This window comes from Pelagibius litoralis, from assembly GCF_011683915.1.
Taxonomy (GTDB): domain Bacteria; phylum Pseudomonadota; class Alphaproteobacteria; order Kiloniellales; family Kiloniellaceae; genus Pelagibius; species Pelagibius litoralis.
In genome coordinates, this window is the sequence record NZ_JAAQPH010000055.1 from 1 (window position 1) to 3,813 (window position 3,813).

The 3,813-nt window shown below is 66.0% G+C and carries 4 protein-coding genes; 2 read left to right on the top strand and 2 right to left on the bottom strand.

Going from position 1 to position 3,813, the window contains the following annotated elements; genetic code table 11:
- On the bottom strand, window positions 1-616 hold a 616-nt coding region (tsaB, locus tag HBA54_RS28545), incomplete at its 3' end, for a tRNA (adenosine(37)-N6)-threonylcarbamoyltransferase complex dimerization subunit type 1 TsaB (RefSeq protein ID WP_167232115.1).
- 101 nt (window positions 617-717) lie between these two features.
- On the opposite strand from tsaB, the gene ddpX reads away from it, so the two are divergent.
- Window positions 718-1,275 carry a D-alanyl-D-alanine dipeptidase gene (gene ddpX, locus HBA54_RS28550; protein WP_167232118.1) on the top strand — a complete coding sequence of 186 codons (558 nt, stop codon included), beginning with the start codon at window positions 718-720 and terminating at the stop codon, window positions 1,273-1,275.
- A 37-nt stretch (window positions 1,276-1,312) separates the two neighbouring features.
- Here the strand turns inward: ddpX and HBA54_RS28555 are convergent, their stop codons facing one another.
- Complete coding sequence (locus HBA54_RS28555; protein ID WP_167232121.1) at window positions 1,313-1,903, bottom strand: malonic semialdehyde reductase; 591 nt, start codon at window positions 1,901-1,903, stop codon at window positions 1,313-1,315.
- Window positions 1,904-2,109: 206 nt separating this feature from the next.
- Between HBA54_RS28555 and HBA54_RS28560 the strand changes: the two genes are divergently transcribed.
- Window positions 2,110-3,276 (top strand): polysaccharide deacetylase family protein, encoded by a 1,167-nt coding sequence (locus HBA54_RS28560; protein ID WP_167232124.1) that lies wholly within the window; start codon window positions 2,110-2,112, stop codon window positions 3,274-3,276.
- Window positions 3,277-3,813: the final 537 nt, after the last annotated feature.

Genomic DNA, 3,813 nt, shown 5'->3' on the forward strand with positions numbered 1-3,813 from the left:
GGCGCAGCGCCGCCCGCGCCGCCAGCACGGCGGCGTCGGCGGCCCCCGCGGCGGCGGCAACCGCCGCACCGCCACGGCCAACAGCCCGAAGTCCGGCAAGGCCGGACGCGGCCGCATCGCCGGTCAGCAACAAGGGGCCGGCCGGCACGGCATCCGCAAGTCTGGCCCGGGCGACCTCCCCGGGGGGACCGAGCGGGCGCAACGCCGCGTCGAAGCACTGCAGGAAGACATCGCTGCGTTTCGAATCAATCATGGCCGCGACCTTCCTCCCCTCGCGTTCCGCCGCTGTCGAAGCCGCCGCCGACACCTCGAAAGACGAAATCCCAAGCAGCGGCAGCCGGCGCGCCAGGGCAAGGCCGCGGGCGGTCGCCAGGCCGATCCGTACCCCGGTGAAACCGCCGGGCCCGGTGGTGACGGCAAGGGCGTCGAGGGTTTCAAAGGAACCGCCCCACTCGGCCACGACCTCGGCGATCATCGGCACCAGCCGTTCGGACTGGCCACGGGCCATGGCGGAGAAACGCCGCGCCACCAGGCCGCCGGACGCCCAGAGCGCCACCGAGCAGGCTCCGCCCGCAGCGTCCATCGCCAATATGGCCGGATTCCCGGAAGCCGTCATCAAGCGCTCCCGCCCCTATCGGAGCGTTGCCGCTTCATGCTAACAGGGCCGTCACCAAGCAATCCCGCCGCCGCCGCGGCCCGCCGGAACCCACGACCATCATGACCCTGATTCCCATCGCCGCGCCTGAGTTCGATGTCGAGATCAACCTGGCCTACGCCACCAGCGACAACATCACCGGCAAGCCGATCTATCGCCGGGCCGAAGCGCAGTTGCACCCCCGCGCGGCCGAGGCGCTGCAGCGGGCCATCGAACTGGCCGCCGCCCTTGGCCTGCGGTTTCGGGTTTTCGACGCCTACCGGCCGGTCGAGGCGCAGTGGCAGCTCTGGCAGGCTTACCCCGACCCTGAGTTCATCGCCGATCCCAGGCGCGGCTCCAACCACTCCCGCGGCGTCGCCGTCGACCTCACCCTGATCGACGGGCCGGGCGGCGCGGCGCTGGACATGGGGACCCCCTTCGACGATTTCCGCGCGCAGGCGCATCACGGACGCCGCGACCTTTCCGCCGATGTGCAGCGCAACCGCGCCATTCTGCTTGGGCTCATGACCGCCGCCGGTTGGGACTGGAACCGCTATGAATGGTGGCACTATCAACTTTTCGATCCGCTGAACTATCCACTGCTGCACGACGCCGCCGCCCCATGCCCGCTGATGGCGTGACCGGGGGCAATCGGGGTTCCTCTGTAGGGCGCCTGCTCTACAGCAGGCGGCAGGCTTCATCGAAATCCAGGCGCGGCGAGCGGGGGTGGAGTTTCTCCGGGTCACCGTGACCCAGGTTGCAGAGAAAGTTCGAGCGCCAGGGTGTATCGGCGAAGAACACTTCATCGACCTTGGTGCGGTTGAAGCCCGACATCGGCCCGCAGTCCAAGCCCAGGGCGCGGGCGGCGATGATGAAGTAAGCACCCTGCAGGCTGCCGTTGCGCTGCGCCGTCTGTTCGATCGCCTTGGGCTTGCCGGCAAACCAGGACCGCGCATCGGCGTGGGGAAAAAGCGCCGGCAGTTTCTCATAGAATTCCATGTCGTAGGCCAGAATCGCGGTTGCCGGGGCGGCCATAGTCTTGTCCACGTTGCCGGCGTCCAGCGCCGGGCGCAGGCGCTCCTTGGCCTCCTTGCTGCGCAGGAACAAGACCCGCATCGGGCTGCAGTTGGCGCTGGTCGGGCCCATCTTGGCGAGGTCGTAGATCGCCTCCAGAAGGACATCGCTGACGCCGGTGTCCTGCCAGACGGAATGAGTTCTCGCATCGCGAAAAATCTGATCCAGGCCCGCATCGCTCAAGATTTCACTCACGGCTTATCCCTTTCTTAAGCTCCAGCCGCCACCCTCGCCCATAGCCGGGGCCAGCGGGCCTACCTTGGCCTCTGGACGTGTGCTGGGCAAGTCCGGAGACCAAGCCAAGTCCGGCAAAAGACCCCAGCACCGCCCTGCGAAAGCAGGCGCGGTTTTACAGCCGCAGGACGACGGGCCTTGCCCGGGGATCGACGGAGGAAGCTGACATGGTTGCCGAGGTGGTTGCCAACAAGGGCGCTGGTTCAGGCACTGACAGGTCTGCCAGCCGCAAAAGTCTCTCTGCCGCAACACGACGCCGCATCCTGACCGTGGCGTTGAGCGCAGCCCTTGGATTTCAGGGGCTGACGCCTTCGGGGGCGGCCCGGGCGCAGGAAGCGACCCCGCTGCAGAGCGCCGCGCAGAGCGTCGCGACCGGTGGCGCCGTGATCTTGATGTACCATCGCTTCGGCGAGGACAGCCTGCCGTCAACCAATGTGCGTCTGGCCCAGTTCGAAGCACACCTCGATGAGCTGGCCGGCGGCGGCTACAAGGTCCTGCCGCTTAGCGAGATCGTCGATGCGCTGGAGCAGGGCCGGGCCCTGCCGGACCGGGCCCTGGCAATCACCATCGATGACGGCGCCCTTTCGGTTTATACCGAAGCCTGGCCGCGCCTGCGGGCGCGCAACCTGCCCTTCACCGTTTTCATTTCCAGTGAACCGCTTGACCGCGGCCTTCCCGGCTATCTCTCCTGGGACCAGCTACGCGAAATGATTGCCGGCGGTGGCGTCAGCGTTGGCAACCACGGCCATCGCCACGACCACATGGCCAGGCTCACCCCGAAAGAACAGCGCGCCAATATCGACAAGGCCGCCATCCGGCTGTTTGCCGAACTTGGCGCCGCACCGGAAATCTTCGCCTATCCCTATGGCGAGATCTCCGCAGAGCTGCGCACAACCGTACAGGCCGCCGGGTTTTCCGCCGCCTTCGGACAGCACTCCGGCGCCATCGGCGGGCTGACCGACCGCCTGTCCCTGCCGCGCTTTCCGATCAACGAGGCTTACGGCGACATGGACCGCTTTCGTCTCGTCGCCAACACCCTGCCGCTGCCAGTGCGCGAAGTCACACCGTCGGACCCCTTCCTGCGTTCGGTCGCACAGAACCCGCCGAGCTTCGGCTTCACCGTGGCCGGTCCGATCGAAGACCTGAACAATCTCAACTGCTTTGCCAAGGACGGCGAACCGGTCCTGACGCGCTTCGACAACCGGGTCGAACTGAGGCTCGCCGGCCCGCTGCCGGCCGGCCGGGCACGAATCAACTGCACCCTGCGCGCCGACGACGGCCGCTGGCGCTGGTTCGGCACCCAGTTCGTGGTCACCGATCAGGCGGCACCCTAGAGTCTTTCACAGTTTGACGGCACCGGCCCGGAACAGGTTGGATCTTTCTTCGTCATCCCGGACCTGATCCGGGATCCATCTTTCCCTTCGCGCGATCTTTCCCGGCGTATACCAAGCCCGGCCCCGCTATGGACCCCGGATCAAGTCCGGGGTGACGAGAGAACTTGATGGCTTCGTTCTAGAGTCTTTTCGATTTAGACGGCACTGGCCCGCTCCCCCTCCCGGCCACCCATAGGATACTGGCCCAGGGATATTTGGGGGTGGCCGGGAGGGGAGCGGGATGGAATCGCCGGAGGCGATCCCCTGGGATATCTGGCGACCGGGTGAATCTGCTCTAACTGTTTGATGGCGATTGGATTCACATGTTTTGGCGCAACCACGAAATGGTTCCGTCAAAACATGATCCGATCTAGCAGGCTGCTGAAAAAGGGCTCGCCGAAGTCTTTTGGTCGTGATTCTCTATGGCGTTTGGTTTGCGATCATGGAGGGCGCGATGCGGGGCGAGGATCGGGAGAGCGGAGCACTATTTTCGTATGT

What these genes read in the sequence shown, in the direction of transcription:
- HBA54_RS28560 (WP_167232124.1), top strand. Translation starts at nt 2,110, where the DNA reads ATGGTTGCCGAGGTGGTTGCCAACAAGGGCGCTGGTTCAGGCACTGAC.
- ddpX (WP_167232118.1), top strand. Translation starts at nt 718, where the DNA reads ATGACCCTGATTCCCATCGCCGCGCCTGAGTTCGATGTCGAGATCAAC.